Annotated in this window: 21 protein-coding genes and 1 tRNA gene; 12 read left to right on the top strand and 10 right to left on the bottom strand. The window is 67.5% G+C overall.

What is annotated here, in order from left to right; translation table 11 throughout:
• Positions 1-2: 2 nt before the first annotated feature.
• The 6 genes from ABQE89_RS05085 to ABQE89_RS05060 all read left to right on the top strand — a co-directional run bounded on the left by ABQE89_RS05085 (position 3) and on the right by ABQE89_RS05060 (position 6,810).
• Positions 3-2,048: an ATP-binding cassette domain-containing protein gene (locus ABQE89_RS05085; RefSeq protein WP_448414751.1), complete on the top strand. Its 2,046-nt coding sequence runs from the start codon at positions 3-5 to the stop codon at positions 2,046-2,048.
• Positions 2,045-2,902: a CbiQ family ECF transporter T component gene (locus ABQE89_RS05080; protein WP_448414749.1), complete on the top strand. Its 858-nt coding sequence runs from the start codon at positions 2,045-2,047 to the stop codon at positions 2,900-2,902. The genes ABQE89_RS05085 and ABQE89_RS05080 overlap by 4 nt, the downstream gene beginning before the upstream one ends.
• Before the next feature lie 50 nt (positions 2,903-2,952).
• Entirely contained in the window at positions 2,953-4,470 is a 1,518-nt protein-coding gene (locus ABQE89_RS05075; protein WP_448414747.1) for a TldD/PmbA family protein, read from the top strand.
• 3 nt (positions 4,471-4,473) lie between these two features.
• The gene (locus ABQE89_RS05070) at positions 4,474-5,850 is read left to right on the top strand and encodes a metallopeptidase TldD-related protein (RefSeq protein WP_448414745.1); all 1,377 of its coding nucleotides are present in this window, start codon (positions 4,474-4,476) and stop codon (positions 5,848-5,850) included.
• Between the two features lie 52 nt (positions 5,851-5,902).
• Positions 5,903-6,700: a carboxymuconolactone decarboxylase family protein gene (locus tag ABQE89_RS05065; RefSeq protein WP_448414835.1), complete on the top strand. Its 798-nt coding sequence runs from the start codon at positions 5,903-5,905 to the stop codon at positions 6,698-6,700.
• 36 nt (positions 6,701-6,736) lie between these two features.
• Positions 6,737-6,810, top strand: a tRNA-Ile gene (locus ABQE89_RS05060).
• Between the two features lie 587 nt (positions 6,811-7,397).
• Here ABQE89_RS05060 and ABQE89_RS05055 read toward each other — a convergent pair.
• Complete coding sequence (locus ABQE89_RS05055) at positions 7,398-8,204, bottom strand: hypothetical protein (protein ID WP_448414743.1); 807 nt, start codon at positions 8,202-8,204, stop codon at positions 7,398-7,400.
• A gap of 778 nt (positions 8,205-8,982) precedes the next feature.
• On the bottom strand, positions 8,983-9,432 hold the full coding sequence (locus tag ABQE89_RS05050) for a hypothetical protein (protein ID WP_448414741.1): 450 nt from the start codon (positions 9,430-9,432) through the stop codon (positions 8,983-8,985).
• Between the two features lie 454 nt (positions 9,433-9,886).
• On the opposite strand from ABQE89_RS05050, the gene ABQE89_RS05045 reads away from it, so the two are divergent.
• Positions 9,887-10,837, top strand: a complete 951-nt coding sequence (locus ABQE89_RS05045) for a mechanosensitive ion channel family protein (protein ID WP_448414739.1) — start codon at positions 9,887-9,889, stop codon at positions 10,835-10,837.
• Here the strand turns inward: ABQE89_RS05045 and ABQE89_RS05040 are convergent.
• The 4 genes from ABQE89_RS05040 to ABQE89_RS05025 form a co-directional block, all read right to left on the bottom strand.
• Positions 10,831-11,199 carry a hypothetical protein gene (locus ABQE89_RS05040; protein WP_448414737.1) on the bottom strand — a complete coding sequence of 123 codons (369 nt, stop codon included), beginning with the start codon at positions 11,197-11,199 and terminating at the stop codon, positions 10,831-10,833. The genes ABQE89_RS05045 and ABQE89_RS05040 overlap by 7 nt on opposite strands.
• Before the next feature lie 145 nt (positions 11,200-11,344).
• Positions 11,345-12,553, bottom strand: a complete 1,209-nt coding sequence (locus ABQE89_RS05035; RefSeq protein WP_448414735.1) for a cytochrome P450 — start codon at positions 12,551-12,553, stop codon at positions 11,345-11,347.
• A 122-nt stretch (positions 12,554-12,675) separates the two neighbouring features.
• On the bottom strand, positions 12,676-14,778 hold the full coding sequence (locus tag ABQE89_RS05030) for an alkaline phosphatase family protein (protein ID WP_448414732.1): 2,103 nt from the start codon (positions 14,776-14,778) through the stop codon (positions 12,676-12,678).
• Positions 14,779-14,930: 152 nt separating this feature from the next.
• Positions 14,931-15,905 carry a lytic transglycosylase domain-containing protein gene (locus ABQE89_RS05025; protein ID WP_448414730.1) on the bottom strand — a complete coding sequence of 325 codons (975 nt, stop codon included), beginning with the start codon at positions 15,903-15,905 and terminating at the stop codon, positions 14,931-14,933.
• A gap of 10 nt (positions 15,906-15,915) precedes the next feature.
• Between ABQE89_RS05025 and ABQE89_RS05020 the strand changes: the two genes are divergently transcribed.
• The 4 genes from ABQE89_RS05020 (at position 15,916) to ABQE89_RS05005 (ending at position 21,114) form a co-directional block, all read left to right on the top strand.
• Complete coding sequence (locus ABQE89_RS05020) at positions 15,916-17,193, top strand: acyl-CoA dehydrogenase family protein (protein WP_448414728.1); 1,278 nt, start codon at positions 15,916-15,918, stop codon at positions 17,191-17,193.
• 24 nt (positions 17,194-17,217) lie between these two features.
• Positions 17,218-17,418, top strand: a complete 201-nt coding sequence (locus ABQE89_RS05015) for a hypothetical protein (protein WP_448414726.1) — start codon at positions 17,218-17,220, stop codon at positions 17,416-17,418.
• A 264-nt stretch (positions 17,419-17,682) separates the two neighbouring features.
• Positions 17,683-19,386, top strand: coding sequence for a hypothetical protein (locus tag ABQE89_RS05010; RefSeq protein WP_448414724.1), 1,704 nt, complete (start codon positions 17,683-17,685; stop codon positions 19,384-19,386).
• Positions 19,387-19,461: 75 nt separating this feature from the next.
• Positions 19,462-21,114 carry a DUF7800 domain-containing protein gene (locus tag ABQE89_RS05005; RefSeq protein ID WP_448414723.1) on the top strand — a complete coding sequence of 551 codons (1,653 nt, stop codon included), beginning with the start codon at positions 19,462-19,464 and terminating at the stop codon, positions 21,112-21,114.
• On the opposite strand, the gene ABQE89_RS05000 is transcribed toward ABQE89_RS05005, so the two are convergent.
• Genes ABQE89_RS05000 through ABQE89_RS04985 form a run of 4 tightly spaced genes read right to left on the bottom strand, consistent with a single transcriptional unit; the run spans position 21,106 to position 26,106 of the window.
• The gene (locus ABQE89_RS05000; protein WP_448414721.1) at positions 21,106-22,731 is read right to left on the bottom strand and encodes a dipeptide ABC transporter ATP-binding protein; all 1,626 of its coding nucleotides are present in this window, start codon (positions 22,729-22,731) and stop codon (positions 21,106-21,108) included. The genes ABQE89_RS05005 and ABQE89_RS05000 overlap by 9 nt on opposite strands.
• Positions 22,728-23,603 (bottom strand): ABC transporter permease, encoded by an 876-nt coding sequence (locus ABQE89_RS04995; RefSeq protein ID WP_448414719.1) that lies wholly within the window; start codon positions 23,601-23,603, stop codon positions 22,728-22,730. The genes ABQE89_RS05000 and ABQE89_RS04995 overlap by 4 nt, the downstream gene beginning before the upstream one ends.
• Positions 23,600-24,568: an ABC transporter permease gene (locus ABQE89_RS04990; protein WP_448414718.1), complete on the bottom strand. Its 969-nt coding sequence runs from the start codon at positions 24,566-24,568 to the stop codon at positions 23,600-23,602. Before ABQE89_RS04990 ends, ABQE89_RS04995 begins: the two co-directional genes overlap by 4 nt.
• A complete protein-coding gene (locus ABQE89_RS04985) occupies positions 24,565-26,106 on the bottom strand; it encodes an ABC transporter substrate-binding protein (protein WP_448414716.1) in 1,542 nt (513 codons plus the stop codon). The genes ABQE89_RS04990 and ABQE89_RS04985 overlap by 4 nt, the downstream gene beginning before the upstream one ends.
• A gap of 117 nt (positions 26,107-26,223) precedes the next feature.
• Between ABQE89_RS04985 and ABQE89_RS04980 the strand changes: the two genes are divergently transcribed.
• Positions 26,224-26,769, top strand: coding sequence for a hypothetical protein (locus ABQE89_RS04980; RefSeq protein ID WP_448414714.1), 546 nt, complete (start codon positions 26,224-26,226; stop codon positions 26,767-26,769).
• Positions 26,770-26,776 lie beyond the last annotated feature (7 nt).

The raw sequence follows: 26,776 nt of genomic DNA, 5'->3' as shown, positions 1-26,776 counted from the left end.
AAATGACCGCAACCGGGGGCTCGAGCATCACTCGACGCACCGGTGCGCTGCATCCCGCCGAACTCGCGCAGGCCTCGGTGATGGCGGCACTGTGTGCGGCCACCGCGATCATCGCCGTCGTCGTCCCGTTCGCGGCCGGGCTCGCGCTGCTGGGCACGGTCCCGATGGGACTGCTGTCCTACCGCTACCGATTGCGGGTGCTGATCGCCGCGACCGTGGCCGGTGGCGTCATCGCGTTCCTGATCGCGGGCATGGGCGGCTTCATGACCGTGGTCAATTGCGCCTACATCGGCGGGCTGACCGGCATTGTCAAGCGCCGCGGCCGCGGGACGCCGACCGTGCTGTTCTCCGCGCTGGTGGCGGGCGCGGTCTTCGGCGTGGCCGGCGTGGTGGCGCTGGCCATCCTGGCCCGGTTGCGCCACCTGATCTTCGACACGATGACCGCCAACATCGACGGCGTGGCCGCGGTGCTCGCGCACCTGCCCAACATGGCCGGTGTCGCCGACCAACTCAAACGCGACTTCGCCACCGCCCTGCACTACTGGCCGTTGGTCATTTTCGGCGCGGGCGTGCTGTCCATCACCTTCGTCAGCCTCGTCGGCTGGTGGGCGCTGTCGCGGGTGATGGAGCGCCTGCTCGTCATCCCCGATGTGCACAAGCTCGAAGTCTCCGACGACATCGGCCCGATCGCGCCGGTGCCCGTGCGGCTGACCGACGTCCGGTTCCGCTACCCCAACTCCGATCACGACGCGCTGGGCCCCGTGTCGTTGAGCGTCGAACCCGGTGAGCACCTGGCGGTCACCGGCGTCAACGGCTCCGGGAAGACCACGCTGATGCTGATGCTGGCCGGGCGCGCACCCACCTCGGGCACCGTCGAGCGGTCCGGCGGGGTGGGGCTGGGCAAACTCGGCGGCACAGCGGTGATCATGCAGCACCCGGAAAGTCAGGTGCTGGGGACCAGGGTGGCCGACGACGTGGTCTGGGGTCTGCCGCCGGGCCAGCAGACCGACGTGCATCAACTGCTCACCGAGGTCGGCCTCGACGGGCTCGCCGAGCGCGACACCGGCGGGCTGTCGGGAGGTGAGCTGCAGCGCCTCGCCGTCGCGGCGGCGCTGGCGCGCGAACCGTCGCTGCTGATCGCCGACGAGGTCACCAGCATGGTCGACCAGGACGGCCGCGACGCATTGTTGTCGGTGCTGTCCGGGCTGACGCAGCGGCACCGGATGTCGCTGGTGCACATCACCCACTACAACGACGAGGCCGACGCCGCCGACCGCACCGTCGACCTCACCGGCGGTGGCGCCGCCGACAACACCGACATGGTCGAGACGGCCGAGGCGCCGAGCCCTACCGTCGCATCCGGCCACCGGCGGGAAGAGCCGGTGCTCGAACTCGACGGCGTCAGCCACGAGTACGGCAGCGGAACACTCTGGGCCACAACCGCTCTGCGCGACATCAACTTCACCGTGGGCGAGGGCGACGGGCTGCTGATCCACGGTTTGAACGGCTCGGGCAAATCGACGCTGGCCTGGATCATGGCGGGCCTGGCCGTCCCGACCGCGGGCTACTGCCTGCTCGACGGTGCGCCCGTCTCCGATCAGGTTGGGGCGGTCGCGATCTCGTTTCAGGCGGCGCGGCTTCAGTTGATGCGTGCCCGGGTCGACTGGGAGGTGGCGTCGGCGGCCGGGTTCTCGCCGCGAGACCACGCCCGGGTGGCGGGGGCGCTCAGTGCCGTCGGTCTGGACGAGACCCTGGCCGGGCGGAGAATCGATCAACTCAGCGGTGGCCAGATGCGTCGCGTGGTACTGGCCGGCCTGCTCGCGCGCTCACCGCGAGCGTTGATCCTCGACGAACCGCTGGCCGGCCTCGACGGCGCCAGCGCGCGTGGGCTGCTGCGACTGCTGGAGGATCTGCGCCGCCGCGCCGGGTTGACCGTCGTGGTGATCTCCCACGACTTCTCCGGCCTGGAGGACCTGTGCCCGCGCACCCTGCATCTGGAGGGCGGCATGCTGACCCCGACGCCGACCACCGCGGGAGGAATGACATGACCTCCGGCGCACTTCGGGACCGCCGCACCGCTTCCCGGCGGCAACGCCGACCGGTGGTGCTGCTGCGCCCGGTGCCCGGCGACAGCGTGATCCATCGGCTGTGGGCGGGCACCAAGCTCATCACGGTTGCCGGCATCGGGGTGCTGATGACCTTCTATCCCGGCTGGGTGCCGATCGGCATGGTGGCTGTGCTGTTGTTGAGCGCGGCGCGGATGGCGCGCATTTCGCGTGGCGCTCTGCCGTCGATTCCGCGCTGGCTGTGGCTTCTGCTGCTGCTCGGCGCCGTCACCGCCGCGCTTGCGGGCGGCAGCCCCGTGATCGACCTGGGTTCGGTGGAGGTCGGTCTCGGTGGGCTGCTGAAGTTCCTGCGCATCACCGCGTTGTCGATCGTGTTGCTCGGACTCGGCGCGATGGTGTCGTGGACCACTAATGTCGCCGAGATCGCCCCGGCGGTGGCCACTTTGGGCCGTCCGCTGCGGGCGTTGCGGATTCCCGTCGACGACTGGGCGGTGTCGTTGGCGCTGGCGCTGCGGGCGTTTCCGTTGCTGATCGACGAGTTCCGCATCCTCTACGCGGCGCGCAGCCTGCGGCCCAAGGAGGTGCCCGCCACGCGCCGCGGCCGATACCGCCGGTGGTGGCTGGGGGTGATCGACCTGCTGGCCGCGGCCGTCACCGTCGCGTTGCGCCGCGCCGACGAGATGGGCGACGCGATCACCGCGCGCGGCGGTGCGGGCCAGATCTCCGCGGCGCCGTCACGGCCCAAGCGCATCGACTGGGTCGCGCTGGCCGTCGTCGCGGTGGTCTGCGGCACGGCGCTGGCGCTGGAGTTGACCATCCTCGGCACCAGCGGGTAGCTCCTGGCGTCTGCGGCGCAGCCGCGGCGGGCCACCATTACGGTAGGGGCGTGACAGCACGCCGACGAGTCGACGCCGACTTCCTCGCGCTGCCGCGACATCACCTCGCCGATGCGGCGATGTCCGCGGCCGTGGCAGCCGGTGCCAGCCATGCCGACCTGCGCATTCACGCGATCACCACCGAGCGCGTGCAGTTGCGCGACGGTGAACTCGAAGCCGCCGTCGTCAACCGCGAGATCGGGCTGGCGGTGCGGGTGATCGTCGACGGCACGTGGGGCTTCGCCTCGCACGCCGAGTTGGACGCCGACGTCGCGGCCGAGACCGCCCGGCGCGCGGTGCACGTGGCCTTGCGGCTGGCGCCGCTGAACGCCGAGCGCATCGAACTCGCCCCCGAACCGGTCTACTCCGACGTCAGCTGGGTGTCGGACTACCAGATCGACCCCTTTGCGGTGCCGTCGACGGACAAGATCGCCGTGCTCGGCGAGTATTCCGGCCGGCTACTGGCCGCCGACGGCGTGGACCACGTGTCGGCGGGCCTGCACGCGGTCAAGGAGCAGACGTTCTACGCCGACACGTTCGGGTCGTCGATCACCCAGCAGCGGGTGCGGCTGATGCCGTCGCTGGAGGCGGTGACCGTCGACGCCGCCGCCGGAAGCTTCGAGACCATGCGCACGCTGGCGCCGCCGACCGGACGCGGCTGGGAGGTGCTGGCCGGCGACGACGTGTGGAACTGGTCGCAGGAGATCGCCGAGATCCCGTCGCTGCTGGCCGAGAAGGCCAAGGCGCCCAGCGTGACGCCAGGGCCGACGGACCTGGTAATCGACCCCACCAACCTGTGGCTGACGATCCACGAATCCATCGGCCACGCCACCGAATACGACCGGGCGATCGGCTACGAGGCGGCCTACGCCGGCACCTCCTTCGCCACCCCCGACAAGCTGGGCACCATGCAGTACGGGTCGCCGGTGATGAACGTGACCGCCGACCGGACCGTCGAGCACGGTTTGGCGACGGTGGGGTTCGACGACGAGGGCGTGCGGGCGCAGAGCTGGGATCTGGTGCGCGACGGCGTCTTCGTCGGCTATCAGCTCGATCGGGTGTTTGCGCCGCGGCTGGGCGTGGGGCGGTCCAACGGCTGCTCGTATGCCGACTCCCCGCATCACGTACCGATCCAACGGATGGCCAACGTGTCGCTGCAGCCCGCACCCGACGACCTCAGCACCGAGGACCTCATCGGCCGGGTGACCGACGGGATCTACATCGTCGGCGACAAGTCGTGGTCAATCGACATGCAACGCTACAACTTTCAGTTCACCGGGCAGCGCTTCTTCAAGATCCGCGACGGCCGGCTCGACGGGCAGGTTCGTGATGTCGCCTACCAGGCGACGACGACGGACTTCTGGGGGTCGATGGAAGCTGTTGGCGGGCCGTCGACGTGGCGCCTCGGCGGGGCGTTCAACTGCGGCAAGGCTCAACCGGGTCAGGTCGCCGCGGTCAGCCATGGATGCCCGTCGGCGTTGTTCCGGGGCGTCAACGTGCTCAACACCCGAACCGAGGCGGGGCGGTAGTCGATGATCGGCGCACAGCAGGTCGTGGATATGGCGCTGGCCGAGGCCAAGCGGTTGGGTAAGGTCGACGAGACGGTCGTCATGGTCAGCGACCGCTCCGACGCCTCACTGCGGTGGGCGAACAACTCGATGACCACCAACGGTGAATCGGTGCGTCGGCACACCACCGTGATATCGATTGTGCGCGAGGGCAAGTCCGCGCGCGTGGGTTCGGTGCGGTCCAGTGAGGTGGATCCCTCGACGATCGCTGGGTTGGTGGCGGCATCGCAGGACGCTGCGCGCACGGCGCCCGAAGCCCGCGATACCGCGCCGCCGCTGCCGGCCACGGAGGCGCCGGAGGACTGGGATGAGCCGGTGCCGCACACCAGCGCCGAGGTGTTCATGGGGGTGGCGGGCAGCCTCGCCGCGCGGGGGTTCGGCGGCCGTGACCAGTTGTTCGGTTTCGCCCGACACGAGGTGGAGACGACGTTCTTGGCGACGTCGAACGGGCTGCGGCGGCGCTTCACGCAGCCGACCGGTTCGGTGGAGATCACCGGAAAGCGCGACGGGGCCAGCGCGTGGGTGGGACACGGCACACCCGACTTCGCCGATGTGCCAACGGATTCGATGCTCGAGCGGCTGTCGACGCGGCTGGGCTGGGCGCAACGCACGGTGGAGCTGCCCGCGGGTCGGTACGAGACGATATTGCCGCCGTCGACCGTGGCGGATCTGATGATCTACCTGTCCTGGTCGATGGACGGCCGCGGCGCGCAGGAGGGCCGCACGGCGTTGTCGGCGCCAGGCGGCGGTACGCGGGTGGGGGAGAAGCTGACTGATCTGCCGTTGACGATGTACTCCGATCCGCACGCCGAGGGGCTGGTGTGCACGCCGTTTGTCACCGCGACGAGTTCCTCGGAGCGATTCTCGGTGTTCGACAACGGGATGGACATCGGGCGTGTCGACTGGATTCGCGACGGCAGCATCAACACGCTGGCGTATCCGCGCGCGGCGGCCGCGGAGTTCGGCGAATCGGTGGCGGTGCCGGCCGACAACCTGTTGATGACCGGCGGCACGGGCAGCGTGGCAGACATGATCGCAGCCACCGAGCGGGGCCTGCTGCTGACCACGCTGTGGTACATCCGCGAGGTCGATCCCGCGGTGCTGCTATTGACGGGGCTCACCCGCGACGGTGTTTATCTGGTCGAAGACGGTGAGGTGACGGCGGCGGTGAATAACTTCCGGTTCAACGAGAGCCCGCTTGACCTGCTGCGGCGCGCCACCGAAGCCGGGGCAACCGACCGCACGCTGCCGCGCGAATGGGCCGACTGGGTGACCCGGGTGGCGATGCCGCCGCTGCGGATACCGGACTTTCACATGTCGTCGGTGAGCCAGGCGCAATAATCCTTGCGTGACCTACGAGAAACCGGCCGATCGCCTGGCCGCTTTGGTAGCGATGTCGTCGGGGGACGCCGCGCTGGACCGGCTGATCAGGACCACGTGCGGTAGGGCACTGGCGTTGCCGGCGCTGCCGGTGCGAGACGACGGGGCAGAGCTGGCCCCGGAGCGGGAGTCGGTTGTGGCGGCGTTCGCCGAGCAGTTCAGTGTCGACGTGTCCGGAATCACCGACGATCTGCGGTCTCATCTGCTGATCATCCTGGGCGACAATGCGTTTCGAACTGTGGTGTCGATCTTCGTCGCGGATTTCGTGCCCAGAGTGTGGGCCGGATGCGCGGCGTTGGGACTGGACAGGCCGGGGGAGATTCGGGCGCTGTCGTGGGACCGGGACTCCGATCCGGTCGACGCGCTGCTGAACGGGTTCGTGCCTGCAGTGGCGCGGATGCGCGCGTTGGACCCGGTGACGACTGAGATCGTGCGGTTGCGAGGGGCCACGCAGCACAACTGCCGGTTGTGCAAGTCGCGGCGGGAAAGCAGCGCGCTGGATGCCGGCGGTTCGGAGGACCTGTACGGCCAGATAGAACGGTACGAGACGGCGGAGGGCCTGAGCGCCGCGCACAGGGCGGCGCTGCAGTATGTGGACGCGCTGATCTGGTCCCCGTCGCAGATCGGCGCGGAGGTGGTCGCCGGGGTGCGCACGTACTTCACGGAAGGTCAGGCGCTGGAGTTGACGTTGGACATCATGCGCAACGCGGCCAACAAGATTGCGGTGTCGTTGGCCGCCGATGCGCCGTTGGTCACTGAGGGCACCGAACTGTTCCGGGTGGACGCCGACGGTCAGACGGTGCCGGTGTGACCGCGCGTGGCACGATAGGTGCCGCGTCGATCGCCGGGGGCGGTAGCTCAGTTGGTTAGAGCCGCGGACTCATAATCCGTTGGTCGCGGGTTCGAGCCCCGCCCGCCCCACCGTATATGTGTATTACGTCGGTTGATGGGTGAGATTCCTATGTCGGGTGAAGCCTGACAGTTGCTTCGGCTGATCCTTGACACTCTCCGACGTGCGCGGTCGGCAAAGGCATCAAGTGCTGCGATGATCTCAAGCGAGCGCCAGACGCGCGTGCTTCGACTCGATGCCCAACTCCTCGGTCAGAAGAGCAATATTTGTGACCCGGCGGCATGCCAGCACCGCCGTCGACTACGAGACGCTGATCTGGGAGATTCACATGTGCGCGCAGCGCAACGACAGAAAGGCACCTATCAGGCGGCCGTTAGTGCAGACATCGCCGACCTCACGTGGGTCCATCTCGTCATTTTTCACCCAGTTATCCGCATAGTTGGGTGTACGGAGACAGTCTGGTAGCCCCTCGGCGCGCCCATCTCGACGGTGGTGGGCAGGGGGCCGCCCCACACCGGGGTGCCCGGCGGCCTTCGGGTCTATTCGCAAACACCGGTGGTGCGTCCGACATCCACCGCCACTCGGCCTGCTGCCCGACGATCACACCCACAGGTTCCAGCCCGGTGGAGGCGGCGGCCATGACGGGTCTGGTTTCCAGTCAGGCGGCGGTGTCCATCCGGGCGGCGGGGCGGGCCAGGGTCGGAGGGGGATTGAAGCGCAACGTCTTTGGGGCCGGTGTTGGGCGCATGGCGGCGGGGTTGCCCAACACGCGCGATGGCGCGGCTTTAGGGGCGTGTTGTCGGCCGCTACCCATGGGCGAGGACACCGGGATGGGCACACTGGTGTAGTCCAACTTTCCCGGAGTTGGCAAGTGATCCGTCGCGCGTAGCTCGTGAAGTTGTCGAATCGTGTCCTGGTCCTTGGGGTCACTCGCGGCCAACTGATAGCTGGCTATGCGCTGCACCACGGTTCGAGCCAGGGCCGCGGCGTCTTCGTTCTTGTCCAGGGTGATGTGGAAGATGTGTGTGCCGTCGTCGTGGTAGAAGAAGCGCAGCGTCTTCTTGATGATCCAACCGTGTCGAGGCGTGAATTCGACGAGGCTGATCCACGGGTATCTGAGTTGGCCGGCCGCGGCGGATCGGCCGTCGGGAATCCCCGTCGTCGTGTTGTAGGTCGGGCACGCATAAACCAGGCGTGCCTCGGTCAGGTACACGAAGATCTGGTCGTCGTCGAGCCACGCGTCGCGCTGGTCATAGAAGACGTAGTCGGTCACCGATGTGGCGATGATCGGCCCGACGATGTCGCCGTCGAGGGCGTCGAAGCGAATTGACAGATCGTCATTGAGCGTTGGGTAGGAGAAGTCTTCGGGCTCGTTCGGTTCGTGGGCGCTGATGATGCCGTGCGACGCCTTCTGTTCCTGCGACGTCGACTCCTCGGGCTTTGGTGGCGGCGCGATGACGGGCACGTTCTGACCGGAGGACGGCGGGTACAGCGGTGCGACGTCGTGTCCGCCGCCGGCGACGAAGCTACGCCGGGAATGTCGTAGTCGGTGAGGTCTCCTCGGGTGGCGATTTTGGCCGGACCCGCGGTCAGCAGGTTGTTGAGTGCTGTGCGGGTCCGTTCGTCTTTGGGGTCGCGGTCACTGAGTCGATAGCGCACGATGTTCTGCGTCAGCTTGTACGCGATGTCCGCCGCGTCGATATCCTTTCGCAGGACGATTTCGGCGTATTGGCTGGGCCTTTCCGGGCCGGGATGGGTGTAGTAGAGGCGAATGGTTTCATTGCTCGCCCAACCTGTCTTCTGCCAGAACTGCACGCTCCACACCCACGGATGGCGGATCTGTCCGACCAGCGCGCTCCCGCGCGAGCGTCGTGTCGCCCTGGCCTTGCTCACCGCGTTGGCCACCATGGCGGCTGGCAGACCCAACTCGCCGACTCCCCACCATCCGCCGCCCTTGTCGTACTTCGGGCACACGAAAACGAGTCGCGACTCGGTGAGGTAGAAGTAGAACTCGGTGTCTTCGACGCCGGCCATTTTGACGAACTTGTTGCGTCGGCCGTCCTTGATCATCTCGGACACGGTGGTGCCGACGAACGGCCCGATGACGTGTCCGTCGATGCTTTCCCATCGAATCGAGAGATCGTCGTTCAGCCCTGGGCACAACCATGTTTCGGGCTCACCGGGCTCTCGTACAGTAAACAGGTCGAAGTTCATCTGATACCCCCACGCCGGTCGTCTGGTGCCTAGAACCGTGTCATCGTGTAGATCAACTCGCCCTTTCTGGTGTAGACGCTGGCGGTGTCTGCGCCCGTGAACTCCACGAGGTACGTCGCCTTGTTGGGCTCCTGCCGCACGATCAGCTGATACCGGCCCGACGAGTCGGGGTTGCTCGACAGATGGCAGGTCATCGGCCCGCCGATGTCGAGCGGCTTCCCGCTCGCGTAGAACGCGTCTTCGCACGGTCCGTCGTCGCTGAAGGTGATGGTTTCGCCGTCGGACGTCGTCCACGTACCGCTGATCGATTGCGGCCCCGAGGTGACGGGTGAGGGCGGTGGAGTGTCGGCCTGTGTCATCGGTTGGGTCGCGGCCGGTGATGAGGGCCGTTCGGATTCCATTGGGGCACATGCCACCAGCGCTACCGAGACGGTGACCGCAGCACCGATGAGCAGCGCACCGCCGGACAGTTTCGTCATGATCGTGGCCCCCTCCGCCGACGAACTGTTACACGGGCGGAGTTTACGCCGAGGGATCGAGCTGGCGGCCAAATGACGAGCAACCAACATGAATTCATCGAATCGGACGTCCGCAAATCCAGCACATCCTGAATCGCCCCGTGTTTGGATACATTGCGTACTCGGGTGAGGGAGGCTTGACCTGCGATCAGTATTCGCAAAGACCTCTGCTTCCCGCCGAGTCTGGTGGAGACACCCAATCCTCATCCATCGTCGACCTGCTCGAACAGCGCGAGATGTCCTGGAACGTGCAGTTGATCAACGAGGTCAGGCCCAGATCAACGACTTCTGCGGTAAACCCGGCCCGGAGGGCAGTAGCAGCGCCAAACGCAACAACTCCAAGCCGATCAGCGACGCCGTCGACTGGGGCCGCCTGCCGCAGAACTAAGGAATTTCGTTTGTATGGTGGAGAGGCATGGATCTCCTCTACCTCGCCTTCGAATGGACTGAGACCAATCGGCACTGGTTGATCGAGGTTCCGATCCGGATAACCGCCTACGTCGTCGCGGTTTTCGTCGCTCGGTTTGCCCTGCACCGAATGATCGACAGGGCGACCACCAGGGAACGCAAGGCACGTAAATCCGATGACGAGACACGCCCCAAGCCACCGTTGCTGCGCCACCTGCGCGATCGCACCACGGCCGCGGCCACCGCTGCGCAGGTCGCCGAACGGCGTAAACAGCGTGCGCAGACCATCGGATCGGTCCTCAAGTCCACCGTGTCGATCATCCTGGTCATCTGGCTCGCTTTGGCGATTCTCAACGTGCTCGGCGTCAACATCGCCCCGTTCATCGCCTCGGCCGGTGTGGTCGGACTGGCCATCGGCTTCGGTGCCCAGAACCTGGTTCGTGACTTCGTCAGCGGCATTTTCATGCTGCTCGAGGACCAGTACGGCGTCGGTGACATCGTCGACTTCGGCGAGGTGATCGGCGAGGTGCAAAGCGTCGGGTTACGGGTCACCACCGTGCGCGACATCGACGGCACCCTCTGGTACATCCGCAACGGCGAGATCCTGCGCGTGGGCAACATGAGCCAGGAGTACGCCGTCGCACGAATCGAGGTCCCGGTCGCGCTGACCGCCGACGTCGACCGCGCTCAGCAGGTCGCACTCGAAGCCGCCGAGGACGCCATCGCCGACCCGTCACTGTCGGAAAAGGTCCTCGGCGAACCGGAGATGCTCGGCGTGCAGGAGTTGTCGCCGGACCTTCTCACGCTGCGGATGCTGGTGAAGACCCGCCCGAACGCACAATGGGGAGTGCAGCGCCGACTGCGCAAGGAAATCCTGTCCGCCTACGACGAGCACGGCATCGAACTGCCCTACCCCCGTGGACGAATCCACGCGGTGGTCGGGAGCTCGACTCAGTAGTCGGGCGTGACGACGTCCGCGAGTTCCTGCTCAGGCTCCTGCGGCGGAACCGCGGCGGGCATCTTGGGCTGCGGCGAGCCGAGGTCGTTGCCCGTCGACGGGGTGCATTCCGCGCCACTGACACCGGCAGGACACAGGTCGGTGGAAGCCGGGGTGGCCGAGCGGCCGGGAGCGGTCGGTACCAGGTACGGGGCGCATTGCCCGGTGAAGAGGTCGGTCTCCTCGCCCGCCGGGCAGGCGGTGGCCTGAGTCGGCAGGTCCGCAGGAGCGGCCACCGCGATCCCGGCCACAGGGATAGCTGCCGCGACCGCGAAGCCGCCGGCGATGAACAAACGTCGCGCGTACAGAGAGATGGACCCCATTGGTCACCCTTCACTCGGGAGGTGGCTAGAGCAATACGGTATCGCGAGCCCGCAATTCGGCTGCCCGCTTCCTCGACAGCAGCCCGTCGCGTCCCAAACCTGGCGTGCTGGACTGCAGGTTTGCGGATTCCGCGGTCGGGCTCGGTCAGTCCGTTCCGATCCGCAGCGGCAGGTACTCGACGGCCCGGACCGGCATGTTGACCCATCGGATGGTCTCGCCGGGCTGAATCTGGTACTCGGGCATCCGTTTGTGCAGTTCCTCGATCGCGACGCGAAGCTCGAGGCGCGCGAGATGGGAGCCCAGGCACCGGTGTGTGCCGCTGGCGAAGGCGATGTGTTGGTGGCGCTGGCGGTCGATGTCGACGTTGAGCGGATCGGGATGGGCGCCGGGGTCGAGATTGGCGGCCGCCCACGACGCAAGGACCGCCTCACCCTTCTTGATGACGAGCCCGTCGCCCAGGTCGACGTCCTCGGCGGCATAGCGGGTGCCCACCTGCACCGGCGACTCGTATCGAAGGAGCTCTTCGACAAGCCCTCGCGTCAACGTCGGGTCGTCGATGATCCGCCGCCGCTCGCCCGGATGCTGGGCCAGCCAGGTGATCATGAGTGACAACGACGACGTCACCGTGTCGAGTCCGGCGAACATCATCAACATGATGATGTTCATCAGGTCGGCATCGGCGATCGGTTCGCCGTCGACCCGCGCCTGCATGAGCGCCGAGAGAATGTCGTCACGGGGGCCTTCTGCTCGTCGCCGCCCGATGATCTCCCCGAAGTAACCCGCCAGCCGCAGCGCCGCCTCGGTCATCTTGGCGAAGTTTTCTTCTGGGGTGTCGCAGTCCGGCGTCAAAATGTCTCGCTTGTAGTCGAGAAAGAACTCGAGGTCCGCTACCGGTGCGCCGAACAGCCGCAGAAAAGTGATGCAGGGCAGGGGCACACAGAACTGCGAGTACATCTCGACCGCCGATTCCTCGGAGAAGCCTTCGACCAAATCGGCGGTGAGTTCACGAATCGTCGTCTCGAGTCGGGCGACCTGCTTTGGCGCGAACAATGGGTCAAGGAGCCTGCGCCACTTCACGTGCTCTTGGCCGTCGATCTCCAGCGGGATCATCGGCATTCCCGCGACCAGGGGACCCCGACCACCATTGCCCAGCACGTTGGGATGCCGGTTCAGTCGCAGGATGTCGTCATGGCGGTAGAGGTAGATGGCGCCGTCTGCCGAGCGTTCGTAGCGCCTCGTTGCTCTGTCGGCGAGGTACTGCTGCGGGTGCTCCATCGTCTCGATGGCGCGGGCATAGTCGGAGAGGCGGAAGTCGTAGGGCGCCTCGCTCGACGATGTGGTGACACTTGTCATGCGTTTCCCTCCGGGTCGACGGGGCTCTGCGATCGCCGTGCACTTTACAACGTAACGTTGTAGGAGAGCCGCGTTTCGCCAAGATTTGAACGGCGTGCCGGCCCGCTACCGGTGCCAGTTGCCTAGGCCACGCTCGCGCTGCACTGCGCCTCGGTGGCCGCCCCGACACCGCTGCCGCACGTCAGCACCGTGATCATCTGCGGCGCCTGGTCCTGGCCCGGCCACGACGGCGGCGGCGGCGGCAGCAGCGGGAAGATGCTCGCGCCGGTCACCCCGGTCAGCCGCGCGACGATCTGCGCGGGAACGTTGGTCGCCACATACAGGAAGTCGCCGAGGAACGGTATCGGCAGTGCGTCGCCGGTGAAGTCGTACATGAAATAGGGGATGGTGGCGAAGATCGTGCGCAGGCTCAACGCCACGTTCGTGATGAGGTCGGGCGGCTGGTTCATCGCGATCGCCTCTTCGAGCGCCAGGTGCAGATCGACTGGCAACTCGTCGAATTCGCTCAGCGACATCAGCGGCACGCCGTCGGAACCCGTCGGCACCTGGCCACCGAGCAGGGTCACCACCGTCGGGGTGGTGTCGACGATCTCGTACTTGAGGTTGAGGTAGCCGTCCTGGAAGTTCGGACCGCGGGCGATGACGAATGTCTCTGTCTCGTCCGGTGATTGGAACCCGTGGCCGAAGCCCTTCTGCGGCTGATGACCGTGGTCGGTGACCACGATGACGGTCCAGGCCTCACACAGTCCGGGGTTGCACTTCTCGCGCTCTGCTATCGCGTCCATGATCTCGCCGAGGTTGTCGTCGACGTTGCGGATCGCGAGCTTGTACTCCTCGGATGCGCCGCCGTACATGTGCCCGTTCTCGTCGACGCCGACGAAGTAGGTGAACATGAAGGACGGCACACCCGCCGCGGTGCCGTTGATCGCGTCGACGGTGGCCAGGCCGACCGCGTCGTCGGTGCCCAACCAGTTGGGGTCGTTGGCCTCTTGCGGAATGAAGACGATCCTGTCGGCGGGAATGGAGCCCGCCCCCGAGATGGCCGAGATGACATCCCAATTGGCGATGCTCGTGGTCGCGATGTTCGGATTGTGCGTCTCGAGTTGGTTGAACACCGTCGGCCACTTGTCATAGGTCCACGGCGTGAAGACGTTGTTGATCACGCCCGTCTTCTCGCCCCACTGGCCGGTCAGAATCGCCGACCACGACGGGTTGGAGATCGTGGTGTGCCCGACGATGCTCGACGCCGCGGTGGTGCTGCCGTTCATCAGGGTGAAGAAGTTCTGGTTGTAGTCGTCGGCCAGGATCCGGCTCAGATTGGTGCCGTCCACGCCGATCACCAGCACGTGCGGGGTCGCGTCCACGTTGTTGAGCGCCGGGCCGTTGAGTTGGGACACCGTGTAGCGGGCCGCGGCCGGTGAGGTGTTGCGGGACAGCCCTTGCAACTCGTTTCGCGTCGCCGCCAGCATCGTCCACAACAGCGGTGTCTGCATCGGCACCCCGGTACCCAGGCTGATCAGCGGCTGCAACACCGCGGCCACCAGATCCGAGACCAGACTGATCAGCGTGGGCCGCGGCTGTGCCACCACGGGCACCTCGGCCTCCGGGGCAACGGTCGTCGTGAAGGACAGCGCGTCGGCGGTGGTGTCTTCGGACAGCAGGCGCGCAGTGCCGTCGTCCGCCGCGCCTGCGCCACTCAATTCCGGTTCCTCGTCGACCGTCGAGGTGAGCTCGAGCCCTTCGGTGCCCGTCGGCTCGACGCCGTCCGATCCGTCCTGCTCAACCGTTTTCAGGTCCTGCTCACCCGTGTCGTGTTGGTTGATCTGCGAAGCGACGGTATTCCCGCCGCCGGTCGCGTCACCGTCGGCCCCGGGGAAGAGGTCCTCGTTCAGATCCTCGTCGACGACCTCGTCGTCGCCGCCGAGCTCGTCCAGCTCGCCGAGTTCGCCCTCGTCACCCGGCGGGACGTCCTCGCCTTCGGGGTCGTCGGCCAGTTCGGCGCCGTCCTCGGTCAACGCGGAGGGTGAACCCAGCCCCTCGCCCGCGTCGCCGCCACCAGGCGTCGTCGAGGTATCGGTCGTCGTCACACCGTCCGTGGAGGTCGTCGTGCCCGACGAATCCGTGTCCTGGGCGAACGCGACACCCGGGCTGGTGGCCATCGCCGCTCCGACCCCCAAGGTCACCGCCAGGGCTCCGACGCGACCGATGTATTTGGCGTACCCCATGGCGGCTCCCTTTCGTTCGTTCACCCCGCGCCGGACCGCGGCGGTGCAGACCACCGCAGAAATCTGCTTCCCCGCAAATTACGCCTCGCGGGCGCTTCGTTTGCTGGAATCACAGAAGTGGTTCGCGGCGTGTCCCGCGGCCGGTGCCCGGTTCAGCGAGGCGGTGCGGGGAGCGTCGGTGAAGCCGTCGACAACGTCTGGGACACAAGGTATTCCGCGACGGGAATCGGTGTGTCGGAGGCATAGCCGATCGGCAGCAGGACATCACCGGCGGTCGTCTTGTAGTAGACCTGCCACCGGTGGTAGGCGCCGAAGGCGGCGGGATCGGCGGCGATCACCGTCGCGTACTGGTCCACCGCGCGCACGTAGCGGTGGGAGTTGTTGTACCGGTACAGGGCGTGTGCGCGGTCGGTGGCAAAGCCGTTGGCGGCCAGGTAACGGCCGGCGGCCATGATGCTGTCGCGGGCGGAGAGGATGTCGCCGCCGTCGCCGTAGGCGGCGAACGTCGAGGGTAGAAACTGCATCGGCCCCTGGGCGCCCGCGGTGCTCACCCCGGCGACCCGCCCGAACGCGGTCTCGATGAGGTTGATCGCCGCCAGATAGCTCCAGCCGACACCGGAGGCCGATTCCGCTTCGCGGTAGTGGCTCAGCAATTCGTCGGCCGGTACGGGTGCGACGATCCGCCACGCCGGCACCGTGTCCTTCTCGGTCCCCTCACTGAGGGCGGTGAGTTGCCGACGCGCGTCGACGTTGCGGTCATAGACCTCCAGCAGCGCAGCGGGAATGCGTGGGCGCACGATCGGATCCCACTCGGGGTGGCGTCCGATGGTCCGGTAGGCCGCTTGCTGGCGGTGTGCGGCCGCGATCAGCACCGCCTCCGACGACGACGGGTCACGCAGCACGCGCTCGTCGGCGACGAGATCCTCGGCGATCTGGGCAGGATCGGAGGCCAACTCCCGGCGCGGATTCTCGGGCGCGGGCGGCGGTGGCGGGGCCGCGGGGGCCACGCTGCTCACCGGCGCACCCGTGACAGCGGGGGGTGCCGACGTCGAGCAACCGGCAACGAACAGGGCGGTGACGACCACAACTGCGCAGTCTCGAAGTCCTATCCTCGGCACAGCTGACACACTGCACGCTATGGCGTGGGATTTCAGCACCGAACCGGAATTTCAGCAGAAGCTGGACTGGGTCAAGCAGTTCTGCGAGGAGAAGGTCGAGCCGCTCGACCACGTGTTTCCGCACGCGGTGCGCCTGCCCGACCCTGCGGTCAAGGCCTATGTGCGTGAGCTTCAGCAGGAGGTGAAGGACCAGGGCCTGTGGGCGATCTTCCTCGACGAGGAACTCGGTGGCCCCGGCTTCGGTCAGCTCAAGCTCGGTCTGCTCAACGAGGTCATCGGGCGCTACGCCGGCGCACCGCACATGTTCGGCGCGTCCGCCCCCGACACCGGCAACATGGAGATGCTCGCCGCCTACGGCACCGAGGAGCAGAAGGAACGCTGGCTGGTGCCGCTGCTCAACCAGGACATGTTCTCGGCGTACTCGATGACCGAACCGCAGGGCGGCAGCGACCCCAGCCTGTTCGTGACCCACGCCGTGCGCGACGGCGACGAGTGGGTGATCAACGGCGAGAAGTGGTTCACCTCGGCTGGGCGTGTGGCCGACATCCTGTTCGTGATGTGCACCAACGGCATGTTCGTGGTGCCGCGCAAGACGCCGGGAGTGGAGATCAAACCCGAACCGCGCAACCACAACCACATCGTCTACCGCGATGTGCGGGTGCCCCTCGACCACCTGCTGGGCCCCGAGGACGGCGCCAGGGTCCTGGCGCAGCGCCGTCTCGGCGGCGGCCGCATCCACCACGCCATGCGCACGATCGCGCAGTGCAACCTGGCCTTCGACATGATGTGTGAGCGGGCGCTCAGCCGCGAATCGCACAGCAAGGTCATCGCCGAACACCAGATGGTGCAGGAGAAGATCGCCGAGTCCTACGCGATGATCAGGATGCTGCGGCTGTTCGTCCTGGAAACTGCGTGGAAGATCGACCAGACCTCCACCCAGGAGGCCCGCACCGACATCGCCGCCGTCAAGTTCACGATGGCGCGGGTGCTGCGGGAGGTGTCGTTCAACGCCCTGCACATCCTCGGCTCACTGGGCACCACCGACCTCACCCCGATCCAGGCGATGTACGCGGGCGCCCCGACGATGGGCATCGCCGATGGCGTCGACGAGGTGCACAAGGCCACCGTCGCGCGCCGGGTGCTGCGTGACTACGAGCCGCACGAGGGCAACTTCCCGACCGAGTTCCTGCCCTACAAACGCGAGGAAGCCCGGCGCAAGATGCAGCCGCTGCTCGACGCGCGTCCGGAGTTGGCCGCCGCCGCCGAGGCCTACGCGAAGTACCGCCGCTCGCGATAGCACGCGGCGCCTAAGGTGGGGGACATGCGAGTCGCCATAGCCGTGCTCGGGGTGATCGTCGCGCTGTTCGGCCTGCTGTTCACGCTGCAGGGGTTCGGTGTCGTCGGCGGCAGCCCGATGAGCAACACCACCACGTGGTCGATCCTGGGACCGATCATCGTGCTCATCGGCGTGGCCCTGGCGGTGGGGGCGTGGCGGCGACGACCCGGGCCGACGAAGCTGTAACGCTGCGGCCGGATCGACGATGAAGTATCTGAGACCGGAGCGTCGGGGTCGCCGTCAAGGCGTTCGCTCCAGTTTCGTTGACCAGATTGGTGTCGCAGGAGCGTGACGTCTCCCGGCAGCTGCTGGACCAGGCCGACTCGGGGAAAGGCTGTGCCTCAGCGCCGTGACCGCCGCGCTCCTCCGGAACAGAGGAGTCGATGCACCATGAGTGCACCGCTTGAATTTTGCTCAAAGCGAAATGTTGTCGCAGTACTGGCATCCGGCATGGTGCTTTCGCTGACGGCGCTCACCGGCGGGATCACCCCGGCGCTCGCCCAGCCCGACGACGAGCCGGTGGCGCCGAGCACGACGATCGTCGCGCCGAAGCCCGAGCCCAAGGCGCCCGAACGCCAAGAAGGCCGCCAGGACAAGGCTCCGGAACCGAAGGCTCCGGAACCGAAGGCGCCGGCGCCACAGACCCAGGCCCCGCAGCCGCAGACGCAGGCGCCGCAGCCGCAGACGCAGGCTCCGCAGCCGCAGACCCAGGAACCGGCGCCGCAAACGCAGGCCCCGGCATCGCAGGCGCCGGCGCTGCGCCCTGAGCCGCAGACGCAGGCACCCCAGACTCAGGCGCCGCAGACTCAGGCGCCGAGCACCGCGACCAAACCGCCGGTGACCAGCGTCGAGCCCGCCGAGCCCACCCAGGAGCCGACCACGGCCCAGCGTGCGCCCGCGACGTCGTCGGCACCCGCCGAGACCAGTTCGGCGCCGCGGACCTCGAATGCACCCGCCGCGGATGCGGACGACGCCGGGTCGGACGACGCCGAGACCTCGGCCACTCCGACGGCCCCCTCGGCGGCGCTCGCGCCGGGATCGCCCGAATCGGAGAACGGCCGGACACCGGAGCCGAGCGCGCGCGAGACCGCCCCCAGCGAGTCCGCCTCCGAGACGCCGGCTGAGGACAGCGAGACCAGCGAGTCGAACTCCGACGAGTCCGAGACCCCCACGGTTTCACTCACGCAGGCGGCCAAGGAGATCGAGACCGTCGAGCCACAGAAGCTGGAGGCGCCCGTGGAGGACGTCCAGCTGGCCAGGGCCGCCGAGCCGATCGTCATCGAGGAGCAACCGGAGCCGGCCACCGAGGAGGACGTGGCGGCGTTCTCGAACGCGATCGAGACCACGCTGAAGGTGCCGGGCCTCGACATCGGCGCGCAGGCCAAGACCGAGATCAATCTCGAACGTCGACGTGACGTCGAGTTGGTCAGCAACGTGCGCCAATGGCGTTCGGACTGGATCGAGTACGACGAGTACTACCGGCCGATCGTGCTCAACCCGTTCCGCGCCCCGGTCCGCATCGTCTACGTATACGACATGCGGCCACGGTTCGTGATCATCCCGCCGCTGGCGCGGATGGTGATCGAGGCGGCCCAGTTCGCGGCGTACAGCTTCACCGCCGCGGTGCTGGCTCCGATCAACGCCGCGATCGACACCGCTCAGGCGCTGACCAACATCGCGGTGGGCAGCTTCTTCGGTGGTGGCTACTACCCGGGCTTCGGCCGGCCGCTGCCGCCGCCCCCGCCGCCGGTGCTGCGCTATGACAACGTGCCCGTCTTCGTGAACTACTCGAACGCGCGGTACGAGCCTTTCCGGGTGCGCCAGATCGTCGATGTCGGCGAGGATCCCCGCTTCGGCGAGCGCAAGGTGCTGCTCGACGGCGCCACCCCGGCATGGGGTGTGTGGACCCAGACGCCCACCGGTGAACGGCAGTTCGAGGTGCACCGCACGCAGCAGTTCCCCGGTCTGGACGCTCCGGCCGAGGCGCCGCTGCCCGGCGACTATCAGCTGAGGCTGCTGGCCGACGACTCGTCGGACGCCGGCTTCACGAGCAGGGACATCTTCTTGTTCGTCACCGCCGGGGTGATCGGCACGCTGGGCTTCGGCGCCATCGCGATGGCGTTCTATCTCGGACGCCGCCGCCCGGAGCACTGATCGTCGAGTGACTTCGGCGTGGCTGGTTGCGCTGACCGCGACCGGCCACGCCGAAATCGCTGGCATGATGGGGTGATGTCCGCGGTTCGGGTGGGGCCGCTGCTCCGGCACGTCGGCCACACCGATGCGACCATCTGGCTGGAGACCGACGGGCCGTGCCGGGTCGACATCCTTGGCCACAGCGCCAACACCTTTGAGGTCGAGGGACATCACTTCGCGCTCGTCTGCGTGACGGGCCTCGCCCCCGACCGCGAGCATCCCTACACCGTCAGCCTCGACGGCGTGCACGCCTGGCCGCCGCCGGACTACGAGTTCCCGCCGCCCCGGGTGCGGCTGATGCCCCGCGACGGTTCGCTTCGGCTGCTGTTCGGCTCGTGTCGCGCGTCGGCCCCGCATCACCCGCCCTACACCCACCAGCACTGGTGGCATCCACGGGGCAAGGGCATCGACGTGCTGCGCACCTACGGCCTGCGAATGCTCCGCCAACCCTCTGCGCTGTGGCCCGACGCGTTGCTGATGATGGGCGATCAGCTCTACGCCGACCAGGTCAACGACACCATCAAGGACCTGGTCGCCGACCGTGAGGTACACGCCGACGGGCCTGTCGAGGTTCTCGAGGACTTCGAGGAGTACTGCATCGGCTATTGGGACGCCTGGAGCGATCCCGTTGTGCGCTGGATGCTTTCGACCCTGCCCACCGCGATGATGTTCGACGACCACGAGATCAACGACAAATGGAACACCTCACAGGCCTGGCTGGAGGAGAAGCGCAAGACCGACTGGTACCAGACCCGCATCATCGGTGGGCTGATGGCGTACTGGATCTACCAGCACCTCGGCAACCTGTCGCCGCAAGAACTCGCGCAGGACCAGACCTACCGCGAGGTCGTCGAGTCGCGCCGCGGCAGCGAGGCGGTCAGGCATCTGGCCAAGCGCGCCGAAAGCGACGACGGCACATCGAAGTTCTCCATGAGCCGCGACCTCGGGCCCGCCCGCCTGATCGTCGCCGACTCGCGCACCGGACGCCGGCTTCGCCCGGGGCAGCGGCGGATCATGACCGACGAGGAGTGGGACTGGATCATCGACAGAGCCGACGGGAACTACGAACACCTCCTGTTCGCCAGCTCGCTGCCGATGTTGCTGCCGTACGGGGTGCACCACATCGAGGCCTGGTCGGAGGCGGTCTCCGACGGCGCCTGGGGGCGGTGGCTGAGCGGGCTGGGGGAGAAGGTGCGCATCGGCGCCAACCTCGACCACTGGGCGTGTTTCCAGCACAGCTTCCGGCGCTTGGAGGACTTCGTGGTCGCCGTGGCCACCGGCGCCCAGGGCGCACCGCCGACGTCGATGGTGATGTTCGGCGGCGACGTCCACCACTGCTGGGTGTCCGAAGTGCAGCTGCCCGACTACACCCCGGCCACTCCCGGCGTCGCGACCAAGATCTGGCATGTGGTGTGCTCCGGGTTGCGCAAGGAACCCTCGGCCGCCGAACGAATCGTGTTGCGGCTCGGGCACACCGCGGCTGCGGAGGCCCTCGGCAGGCTCTTGGTGCGGACCACGAGCGTCGGGTGGCCGCGGCTGCGGTGGCGACCGGTCACCATGCCGCACTTCCGCAACCAGATCGGCACGTTGGAGATCGCGGGCGGTGAGGTCGGCGTACGCATCGAAGGCGTGCGCGGCAATTGGCGAAAGCCGCGCCTGGTCACGGTGATCGAGCACAAACTATGTTGAGGCGGCACGGAATTCGGGGTGTTCGGGTGGGACGGCGGCCAGCAGCGCGCGGGTGTAGTCGTGTTCGGGCCCGGCGAACAGAGCCGCCGCGGGCCGATACTCGACGGCCTCACCGTCGCGCATGACCAGCACGTCGTGGCTCATCTGCTGCACCACGGCCAGATCGTGGGCGATGAACAGGTACGTCAACCCCAGCTCGCGCTGCAGGCCGGCCAGCAGGTCCAGCACCCGCGCCTGAACCGAGACGTCAAGGGACGCGGTGGCTTCGTCGAGGATGATCAGGTCCGGTTCACCGGCCAGCGCCCTCGCGATGCTCACCCGCTGACGCTCTCCACCCGAGAGTTCGTGTGGGTAACGCGAAACGAACGACGCGGGCAGCCCGACGAGTTCGAGCAACTCCGCCACCCGCGCCCGCCGCGCGCCCCGGCCCCGCGCCAGGCGGTGCACCCACAACGGTTCGCCCACGGCGGCGCCGACCCGGGCCCGCGGATTCAGCGAGGCGAACGGATCCTGAAACACCAGGCTGATCCGCCGGCGCAACGCCTTCTCGGCCGCACCGCGAACCCCGACGACCGCGGCGCCATCCAGGGTCGCCGATCCGGCATCCGGCTTGACCAGACCGGTCAGTGCGGCAGCCACCGTGGACTTGCCTGACCCGGATTCGCCGACGAGGCCCAGCGTGCTGGCCCGCCGGATCCGAAACGACAGGTCTTTGACCGCGTGCACCGTGGACTTGCCGACGGGCGTGGCGACGCTGAACCGCACATCGAGACCGCTGACGTCGAGCAGCACCTCGGCGTCGTCGGACACCGCCGCGGGTCCCGAATGTCCCACCAGTGGGCGGGCGTTGAGCAACTCCCGGGTGTAGGACTGCTGTGGGTCGTCGAACACCGTGGTCACCGGGGCCTGTTCGACGGCGCGACCGTCGCGCAGCACCGTGACGTCGTCGGCGACCTGCCCGATGACGCCGAGATCGTGGCTGATCCACACCACCGCGGTGCCGAAGTCGCGCTGCAGATCCTTGATCAGGCTGACGATCTGGGCCTGGGTGGTGACGTCGAGCGCCGTGGTCGGCTCGTCGGCGACCAGCAACTCGGGGTCGCACGCCATCGCGACCGCCACCATCACCCGTTGCTTCTGGCCGCCCGACAACTGGTGCGGATAGCTGCGCAGCCGCGACTGCGGATCAGGAAGGCCCACCGCCTCGAGCAGCTCCAGCGCTCGCTGGTGGGCTTGCCGTGGCGACAGACGGCGATGCGTCTCAAGGGATTCGGTGATTTGTCGCTCGATGGTCAGCAGCGGGTTCAGCGAGGTGCCCGGATCCTGGAACACGAACCCGACGCGGCCGCCGTGGACGCCGCGCAGTACCCGGTTCGACGCGCCGATCAGTTCGGTGCGCCCCGAGGGGCCGGCCAGTGTGCTGCTGCCGGTGACCGCGGCGCCGGGGGCGTCGAGCAGTCCGGTGGCGGCCAGCACGGTCATCGACTTTCCCGAGCCCGACTCACCGACGATGCCCAACGTCTGCTCCGGCCGCACGTCGAACGACACCCCGCGGACGACGTCTCGCCGTCCGATGCGGACTTCCAGCTCGCGCACGCTCAGCACCGGTGGACTCACGATCTCCTCCGCGCCTCGATCATCGTGCGCTGCTTGGGATCCAGCACATCGCGAAGGCCGTCGCCGAGCAGGTTGAGCGCCAGCACGGTGACGACGATCGCGGCGCCGGGGAACACCGCCATCCACCACGCCAGCGTGACGAAGCCCTGCGAGTCGAAGATCATCCGGCCCAGTGACGGCTCGGGCGGCTGGATGCCGAGCCCGAGGAACGACAGCGCCGCTTCCGCCAGGATCGCGAAGGCCAGCGACAGCGACGTCTGAACCACCAACGGCCCAGCGACATTCGGCAGCACGTGGCGGCCCAGGATGTACAGGTGGCCGGTGCCCATGGTGCGTGACACCGCGATGAACGGTTCCACCCGCACGCTCAGCGTGCTGGCCCTCGTCACCCGGGCGAAGATCGGGGTGAACACGACCCCGATCGCGAGCATCGTCGTCGTCACCCCCGGGCCGAGCACCGCGACGATGGCCAGCGCCAGCAGCAGCACCGGAAACGCGAACATCACGTCGACGACGCGCATGAACACCGCGTCCAGCCAACCGCCGCGGTAACCGGACACCACCCCGATCAGCACCCCGACCACGACCGCGAACGCCACGCTGACCACCGCCACCCGCAACGATGCCTGCGTTGCCACCAGCACCCGGGACAACACGTCGCGGCCCAGTTCGTCGGTGCCGAACCAGTGCGAACCGCTCGGCGGTGCCAATGCGTTCGGCACGTCGATGTCGTTGACCCCGTAGGGCGCGATCCAGTTCGCGGCCAGCGCCACGAACGCGACCACGGCCAGCATCGCCGCGCTCACCACGGTGACCCGATTGGCGGCAAGCAACCGCCACGACGACACCCGGCCGCCCCGATCGTCGGTCATGACAGCCGGATTCTCGGGTCGACCACCGCGTAGAGCATGTCCACCAGCAGGTTGATGAGCAAAAACAGCGTCGCGATGAGCAGCACGGCACCCTGGATGACCGGATAGTCCCTGGCCGCCACCGCGTTGTAGACCAGGCGTCCCAACCCAGGCCAGGCGAACACGACCTCCACGACGATGACCCCGCCGAGGATCGTCGCCAGTTGGATCCCGGTGATCGTCAGCACCGGGATCAACGCGTTGCGCACGGTGTGGCGAAACGTCACGATGCGCGGCGGCAGCCCCTTGGATCTGGCGGTGCGCACATAGCCCATCGCGGCGACGTCGAGGACCGCCGAGCGCACGTAGCGCGTCAGGATCGCCGCCGCGACCAGTCCGACCGTCAACGCCGGCAGCACGACATGGCGCAACCATCCGCCCGGATTGGCAAGCAGCGGTTGGTATCCCGATGTCGGTAGCCACCCCAGCGTCGAGGCGAACAGCGCGATCAACAGAATGCCCATCCAGAAGTCGGGAATCGACACCCCGAACTGGCTGGCCACCCGCACGATCGCGTCGCTGAGCCGCCCTTCATGCAGTGCCGCCCAGATACCGGCCGGAAGGGCGATCAGCAGTGCGATGGAAATACCCGCCACGGCCAGCGACACGGTCGCGGGTAACCGCTCCAGCAGGATCACCGTGACGGGGTCGCCGTTGCGGAAGCTCACGCCGAGATCACCGGTCAGCGCCGACGCGATGTAGCCGAAGAACTGCTCGACGATCGGTTTGTCCAGACCGCTGGCCGACCGCAGCGCCTGGTATGCCTCCGGGGTGTAACGCGTGCCCAGCGCGATGCGCACCGGATCGCCCGGCACCAGGTACACGAGGGTGAACACCACCACCAGCACACCGGCCAGCACCACCGTCGAATACAGCAAGCGACGGGCCACAAACCGCACCACCGGATGAGTCGTCAACGCCGTCACGGGCTTTCGTCCTCAGCCAGGTCGGCGCTGCGAAACCGGATCGCGCCGTCGCGGCGTGCCTGGTAGCCGGACAGCGCGGGTGTCCACGCCTGGATCACCGACGGGTTGTACAGGAAGATGTAGCTGACCTGGTCGGCGATCAGCGTCGCCGCCCGGTCGTAGAGGTCGGCGCGGGCCGGCCTGTCGGTCTGGGTTCGCGCGGCGTCGAGCAGGCGGTCCACCTCGGGGTCCGAGAACTTCTGGGCGTTGCTGGTGCCGTCGGTGTGGTGCTGGGCGTAGTAGAAGTCGTCGGGGTCGATGTTCCCCAGCCAGCCCATCATCAGCATGTCGAAGTTGCCGTTGTTCTGCTCGTCGAGCCAAGTGGCGAAGTCCACCGTGCGGATGTTGACCGTGATGCCGAGCGCCGCAAGGTTGTCGGCGATGATCTGGGCGGCGGTCACGGTTTCGGGGTACTCGCTTGTCACCAGCATGTCGAGATCGGTGTCGTCGATCCCGGCCTGCGCCAACAGCTTCTGCGCCTCGTCGGTGTCGTGGCGGTAGCGGTGGTAGTCGGTGTGCCAGGGGTTGGCCTCGGGTATTGCGAGCTGGTTGGCGGTAGCCGTCCCGTAGCTCGTCGCCTGCACGATGGCATCGCGGTCGATGCCGTAGGCGATGGCTTGGCGCACCCGCACGTCGTTCCACGGCGCCCGCGCCTGGTTGAGCGCCAGATACCAGTAGTCGTTGCTCGGCGTCACCGCCAGGCGAATCGAGTCGTCGTTTTGTAATTGAGCAACCCGCTGCGGCGGAACCGAATCCGTCCAGTCGACCTCACCGGCCTGCAGCGCCGAGAGCGCGGTGGACGGTTCGGAGATGAACCGGAAAGTCACCCCCGTGACCTTCGGCGCGCCACCCCAGTACGACGGATTGGCCTCCAGCGTGATCGAGTCGCCGCTCTTCTGGCCGGCGAAGGCGAACGGTCCCGTGCCGACCGGGTGGGTGGCGATCTGTCCGCTCTCGACGTTGCGCCGGGACACGACGGCCATGCCCTTGAAGCCGCCGAGGTTGGTCAGCAGGTTGGGGGTAGGCCGGTCGACGCGGATGACCACGGTGGCAGGATCCGGAGCGCTGACGTCGGCGACGGCGCTGAACTTGTCGACGTTGGCCAACTGTTCGTCGATGATGCGGCGATAGGAGTACACGACGTCGTCGGCCGTCAGGAGGCTGCCGTCGTGGAATCGCACCCCGGGGCGCAGGTGGAACGTCCACGTGAGTTCGTCGGGGCTGACTTGCCACGACTCGGCGAGCGCCGGCCGCATCTCCAGGTTGGCGTCGGCTTCGACGAGCGTGTCGAACACGTTCTCGAGCACCTCGAACGAGAAGTACGCGGTGGTCTTGTGCGGGTCGAGTTGATCGGGTTCGCCGGCGATCGCCGCGATGAGATGGCCCGAGGACTCGCCGCCGAGATCCACCCGCTCACCGACCGAACACCCGCTCAGGGCGAGGACGAGCGCCGCGACGGCGACCACAGCGGACCGCACCGCTGGTCTTCCCGGGGCCATCACCCCTCTCTACCCGAAGAACGGGCCGCTAGAAACGCCCAGCCCAGTCAAACGGGTGACGAGGGCAGTGCACACTGGGATACTGCTGAGCGTCTGACGTCGGGGCCGGCTGAAGGGATGCACGTCGTGAGGATCATCCGCGGACTTGCAGTGGCCGCCGTCTGCGTCGGCGTTGCGCTCGGGCTGGCCGTTCCGGCCAACGCCCAGGGCGACGTCAACCCGCCGGGTGTGCCCGAAGGCGTCTACGCCGTCAACGTCGAGGGGGAGCCGCCGACCACCTGGGAGATCTTTCCGATCTGCGCGCCGGTGGTCGGTGACCTTCGCGAACCGCTGCTGCTGCCGGTCGGGTGCCGGTTGAAGGTGACCCCGAAAGGTCAGCCCGGCGCCGAGGCCGACTTGGTGGGTGGCCGGTTCACGGTGGAGTACGACACGATCGACGGCCGCATATGCCCCGACGGCAGCACCGCCCCACAACGAACTCTCTACGCGTTCGACCCTTACACGTTTGTGGGCACCAAGCAGGTCATCCACGGCGCGGTCTGCGGCGAGCAACCCGCCATGCACAGCGTCCCGCTGACGATGTCGTTCAAGGAGCCGCTGCCGATCCCGGTCACCGAGTATCCGCTGATCTGCGAGCCCGGCGGCCTGCGCCGCTGCTTCTGACCTTGTC

Source organism: Mycolicibacterium sp. XJ1819 (assembly GCF_053483675.1).
This window is presented reverse-complemented; position numbering and strand designations above follow the sequence as displayed.

What these genes read in the sequence shown, in the direction of transcription:
- ABQE89_RS05040 (WP_448414737.1), bottom strand. Translation starts at nt 11,199, where the DNA reads ATGGGGTCCATCTCTCTGTACGCGCGACGTTTGTTCATCGCCGGCGGC.
- ABQE89_RS05030 (WP_448414732.1), bottom strand. Translation starts at nt 14,778, where the DNA reads ATGGGGTACGCCAAATACATCGGTCGCGTCGGAGCCCTGGCGGTGACC.
- ABQE89_RS04985 (WP_448414716.1), bottom strand. Translation starts at nt 26,106, where the DNA reads ATGGCCCCGGGAAGACCAGCGGTGCGGTCCGCTGTGGTCGCCGTCGCG.
- ABQE89_RS05045 (WP_448414739.1), top strand. Translation starts at nt 9,887, where the DNA reads ATGGATCTCCTCTACCTCGCCTTCGAATGGACTGAGACCAATCGGCAC.
- ABQE89_RS05085 (WP_448414751.1), top strand. Translation starts at nt 3, where the DNA reads ATGACCGCAACCGGGGGCTCGAGCATCACTCGACGCACCGGTGCGCTG.
- ABQE89_RS05050 (WP_448414741.1), bottom strand. Translation starts at nt 9,432, where the DNA reads ATGACGAAACTGTCCGGCGGTGCGCTGCTCATCGGTGCTGCGGTCACC.
- ABQE89_RS04980 (WP_448414714.1), top strand. Translation starts at nt 26,224, where the DNA reads ATGCACGTCGTGAGGATCATCCGCGGACTTGCAGTGGCCGCCGTCTGC.
- ABQE89_RS05005 (WP_448414723.1), top strand. Translation starts at nt 19,462, where the DNA reads ATGTCCGCGGTTCGGGTGGGGCCGCTGCTCCGGCACGTCGGCCACACC.
- ABQE89_RS05020 (WP_448414728.1), top strand. Translation starts at nt 15,916, where the DNA reads ATGGCGTGGGATTTCAGCACCGAACCGGAATTTCAGCAGAAGCTGGAC.
- ABQE89_RS05035 (WP_448414735.1), bottom strand. Translation starts at nt 12,553, where the DNA reads ATGACAAGTGTCACCACATCGTCGAGCGAGGCGCCCTACGACTTCCGC.
- ABQE89_RS05080 (WP_448414749.1), top strand. Translation starts at nt 2,045, where the DNA reads ATGACCTCCGGCGCACTTCGGGACCGCCGCACCGCTTCCCGGCGGCAA.
- ABQE89_RS05070 (WP_448414745.1), top strand. Translation starts at nt 4,474, where the DNA reads ATGATCGGCGCACAGCAGGTCGTGGATATGGCGCTGGCCGAGGCCAAG.
- ABQE89_RS05010 (WP_448414724.1), top strand. Translation starts at nt 17,683, where the DNA reads ATGGTGCTTTCGCTGACGGCGCTCACCGGCGGGATCACCCCGGCGCTC.
- ABQE89_RS05015 (WP_448414726.1), top strand. Translation starts at nt 17,218, where the DNA reads ATGCGAGTCGCCATAGCCGTGCTCGGGGTGATCGTCGCGCTGTTCGGC.
- ABQE89_RS04995 (WP_448414719.1), bottom strand. Translation starts at nt 23,603, where the DNA reads ATGACCGACGATCGGGGCGGCCGGGTGTCGTCGTGGCGGTTGCTTGCC.
- ABQE89_RS05065 (WP_448414835.1), top strand. Translation starts at nt 5,903, where the DNA reads ATGTCGTCGGGGGACGCCGCGCTGGACCGGCTGATCAGGACCACGTGC.